This window comes from Halochromatium sp., from assembly GCF_054919635.1.
In genome coordinates, this window is the sequence record NZ_JBUDPI010000339.1 from 1 (window position 1) to 4,019 (window position 4,019).

Consider the following 4,019-nt stretch of genomic DNA (forward strand, 5'->3'; position numbering starts at 1 on the left):
TGCGCCGCGTCGATCGCTTCCCGACCCTCAAGGCCCAGGCCGATCCGCTACCGGGCGCGCTGTCCGGACCGCTGCTGGAGCGGCTCAAGCCACAGATCGAGGCCATCGCGCTGCCGCCCGGCTATGCGCTGGAATGGCACGGCGAGGACAAGGCCTCGCGTGAGGCCAATGAAGGGCTCGCGATCTCCGCGCCCTACGGCTTCGCGGCGATGGTGCTCGCGGTGGTGGTGATGTTCAACGCGCTGCGCCAGCCGCTGGTGATCTGGCTCACGGTGCCGCTGGCGATCGTCGGCGTGACCATCGGCCTGCTGCTGTTCCAGGTCCCGTTCGAGTTCATGGCGATCCTCGGCTTCCTGAGCCTGATCGGGATGCTGGTCAAGAACGCAATCGTGCTCGTCGATCAGGCCGATGCCGAGCGTCGGGCCGGCAAGCCGGGCCTGGCGCCGGTATTGGACGCCGCCGCCAGCCGCGCCCGGCCGGTGGTCCTCGGCGCGTTGACGACGATCCTCGGCGTCGCGCCGCTGCTGTTCGATCCCTTCTTCAAGAGCATGGCGGTGACCATCATGTTTGGCCTCGCGTTCGCGACCCTGTTGACGCTCATCGTCGTGCCCCTGCTCTATGCCGTGCTGTTCCGGATCAATGATCAATCACCGAACGCCGATCATGCGTCTGTCTGAATCCCGCCCCAGCACCACGCTGCCCCGCTCCAGCGCCATGCCGCGCGCTAGTTCGGTCGCTTGGCGCCGACTCGTGCACCGCAACCGCCGCTGCGTCGCGTCGGCCAAGGCGCCATCCGCCCCAACATCCGCTGAGCGATTCACCCCGTCAGCCGCCGCGCGACCTACCATGCCGAGAGCCCAATCAGCCGCAGAACGGACCAAACCATCCTGGTCTCGTGTCACCCTGTTCGGGCTCGTGCTGGTCGGCCTCATGCTGCTCGCTGGCTGTGCCGCCATGCCCGACCGCCTAGAGCCCCTGCCGGCCGCCTTGGCCGCGGACGCCAGCCTCCCCGGCATCGCCGGCGGCCGTTACTGGGGTGACGAGCGCCCGGCGGAGCTCGAGGCCTGGCTCGCGCTGCCCGAGGCAACCCTGCGCGAGCGCTACAGCGGCATCATGGGCCGCCCGCACAACTACCTGGTCATCTCCGGAGGCGGCGGCGACGGCGCCTTCGGTGCCGGCCTGTTGACGGGTTGGACCGAGACGGGCACCCGGCCCGAATTCCAGATCGTCACCGGCATCAGCACCGGTGCGCTCATCGCACCCTTCGCCTTTCTCGGACCCGACTACGATCCGGTGCTGCGCGAGGTCTACACGCAGTTCTCCACCAAGGACCTGATGGAGCCGCGCGGCCCGCTCGAGATCCTCCGCGGTGATGCCGTTTCCAGCACCCGCCCGCTGCGTCGCAAGATTGCCGAGTATCTCAACGACGAGGTGCTGGCGAAGATCGCCGCCGAGGGCCGCAAGGGACGCAGCCTGCTGGTGGGCACCACCAACCTAGACGCCGGACGCCCGGTGGTTTGGGACATCACGCGCCTCGCCGCAAGCACGGCCCCGAACGCACCGGCGCTGATTCACGACGTGATCCTGGCCTCGGCCTCGATCCCCGGCGTCTTCCCGCCGGTGCTGATCGAGGTGGAGGCCGACGGTCGCCGCTTTGACGAGCTGCACGTGGACGGCGGCGTCACCGCGCAGCTCTTCTTCTCCCCCGCGGGCGCAGATTGGCGGCGCATTGCCCAACGCCTCGACGCCCGCGGCGAGCCGCGCCTCTATGTCATTCGCAACGCCAAGCTGCGCCCGCGCTGGGAGACCGTGAAGCGTCGCCTCGTGCCGGTCATGAGCCGCAGCATCGATACGCTTATCGGCAGCCAGAGCATCGGCAACCTCGCGGAGCTCTACATCGTCGCCCGCGAACAAGGGCTCGACTACCGCCTCGCCTACATCCCCCAGAGCTTTTACGCCGTCGCCGACGAGCCCTTCGACAAGGACTACATGAACCAGCTGTTCCGGCTCGGCCGTGAGCGCGCACTCGCAGATCAGGCATGGCTGACCATCGATGAGGTCAACTGACACCTTTCGAGTGAGCCCCCGCAGATCGTCCATGACCTTGAGCACCTGCTTGGGCTCGGTCATATCAATACCGAGCGCATGGACTTCGCCGATACCCTGCACCTGAGGTATAGCCGCTACTGCGAGCCCCTCTAGACCTTCGAGGATCGGCGCGTCGCCCGACAGACGCGAAGGCTCGGCTGCAATCCGCCCCTACAGGCACCGACCTGGGTGCCAGAAAGGCACGGATCGAGCGTCGTCAAACAGCGGTTAGCTGAGTCGGCAGTGGTATCGTGCTGGAGATGGGCGAGTCGTCAGAGCCGAACCCGACGTGGGACCCTACCAGAACACCGGATCGTTCAGTGCATCGACGCAGCGCGGTGGACCTTTGAGCGGGGTTAGCGACCGGTCTGTCAACGACTGCGCCAGCCAGCCTTCGGGTTGGCTCAGCTTGAACGGTGCTGTGGCATCTGCCTCGCTGATGGGTCTGAAGCCGACCTTTTCATAGTAGGTTGGATCGCCATAGGTCAGCACGATGTCAACGCCGGCGCTGCGCAGCCTGGCCAGGCCATGGCTCAGCAGCCGTTGCCCGATGCCCTTACCTTGCTGATCGGTGGCCACGGCGACCGGGCCGAGCACGAAGACAGTCCGATGATCCTGCGCGTAGCTGAGCCGCGAGAAGATAATGCCGCCGATAATGGCACCGTCGCCCTCCGTCACGAAGACGAAGCGATCCCGCTCCGCCGTGCTAGCGAGCAGATTGCGCACGAGATCGCCGATCAGTGCGCCTTCTTCCTCGCCCTCGGAAGCGGTGAAGGTCGCGCGGAATAGCTCAATGATCGCTGCTTCGCGTCCTTGGGTGTCTGTCGAAAACTGCACGCTGTGCTCTCCGTTGAACCTAGAAAGAGCAGTTGGACGGTCGTCAGGGTGCGTCCCGCGCGGTGTCCAGCAAGGCACAACGAGGCGGAATAGTCGTTCTATTCCAACGAGTTGTAACGAAGCTGGGCGCCGCGCGGGGCGTGCCATGGCGGCCGTAGCGACATTCACCTAGCGGGGGAAGATCGCGGGCGGCCTAAATCGCAACAGACACAGGCACTTGCATACACGCCGAAGCGGTCAACTGCTCTTTCTAGGTTGAATCGATCAGCGGTTGATCTCGTGACAATCGAGTCTAGTCGGCAGGTCGTCTGACGGCATGCGTCTCGGCAGGACTCCTCGAGACTCGTCGACTGAGCCAGCTGGCGAAGGCCAGCGTCGATCCCTCAATCAGACGACCTCGCCGGAGCGCTCAGAGAGGCGTACCGGCGAGGTCTTGCTGCGGCTAGGCGCTACAACTGCCCTGTTTCGATGTCAGAGGTAGACGAGCACATATCCCTCGGTCACCAGCTTGATCTCAGCGGCAATCGCCCCGAGCACCACATCGATATCCTCGCGGACGTTCTGATAGTAGTAACCGCTGTCGACAATCGCTTGCCCGCAGACATAGAGCTTGACCCCGGCGGCCTTGAGCTTCTTGATTAGCTCGGCATTGGGATTCTTCTTCAGATAGCGAGCCTCATAGGTATTGTCATCGAGCACGACGCTGGTCGCACTGCCATGGATGACGGCGGCGATCTCAAGATTCTCCGCTGGCTTACCATCGGTCGCGAATAGATTGACCGCGCGCGCAACATGCCAAAGTCCGCCATTGATCTCACCTGCTCCTTCGCTACCTTTGGAGATGTCGAAGACGACCTTGTAATCCTGGTTGGGATCGGGCTGAAGCTTGGCCTCTGGGAGTGGATTGATATAGCCGAACCCGGTGATCACCGGCGCCACCCAATCCGCGACCTCTTCAGAAGCCGCTACGGTCGTCACGGATGAAAAGAGACCACCGACGATAATCAGAATAGAAAAGAGGATAGAGCGCTGAGGAGTCATTAGCGGCCACCGAATGCATTGACTGAAGGAAAGATAGACTGACTGGGCGTCAG

Annotated in this window: 4 protein-coding genes; 2 read left to right on the forward strand and 2 right to left on the reverse strand. The window is 64.1% G+C overall.

Annotation, left to right across the window (positions count from 1 at the left end; translation table 11 throughout):
* Together ACY693_RS16170 and ACY693_RS16175 are read left to right on the forward strand one after the other, a co-directional pair.
* Positions 1-677 (forward strand): efflux RND transporter permease subunit (locus ACY693_RS16170; protein ID WP_462322842.1); only part of this gene is annotated, 677 nt, incomplete at its 5' end.
* A 169-nt stretch (positions 678-846) separates the two neighbouring features.
* Complete coding sequence (locus ACY693_RS16175) at positions 847-2,067, forward strand: patatin-like phospholipase family protein (protein WP_462322843.1); 1,221 nt, start codon at positions 847-849, stop codon at positions 2,065-2,067.
* A 318-nt stretch (positions 2,068-2,385) separates the two neighbouring features.
* On the opposite strand, the gene ACY693_RS16180 is transcribed toward ACY693_RS16175, so the two are convergent.
* Together ACY693_RS16180 and ACY693_RS16185 are read right to left on the reverse strand one after the other, a co-directional pair.
* A complete protein-coding gene (locus ACY693_RS16180) occupies positions 2,386-2,925 on the reverse strand; it encodes a GNAT family N-acetyltransferase (protein WP_462322844.1) in 540 nt (179 codons plus the stop codon).
* A gap of 471 nt (positions 2,926-3,396) precedes the next feature.
* Positions 3,397-4,019 (reverse strand): DsrE family protein (locus tag ACY693_RS16185; RefSeq protein ID WP_462322845.1); only part of this gene is annotated, 623 nt, incomplete at its 5' end.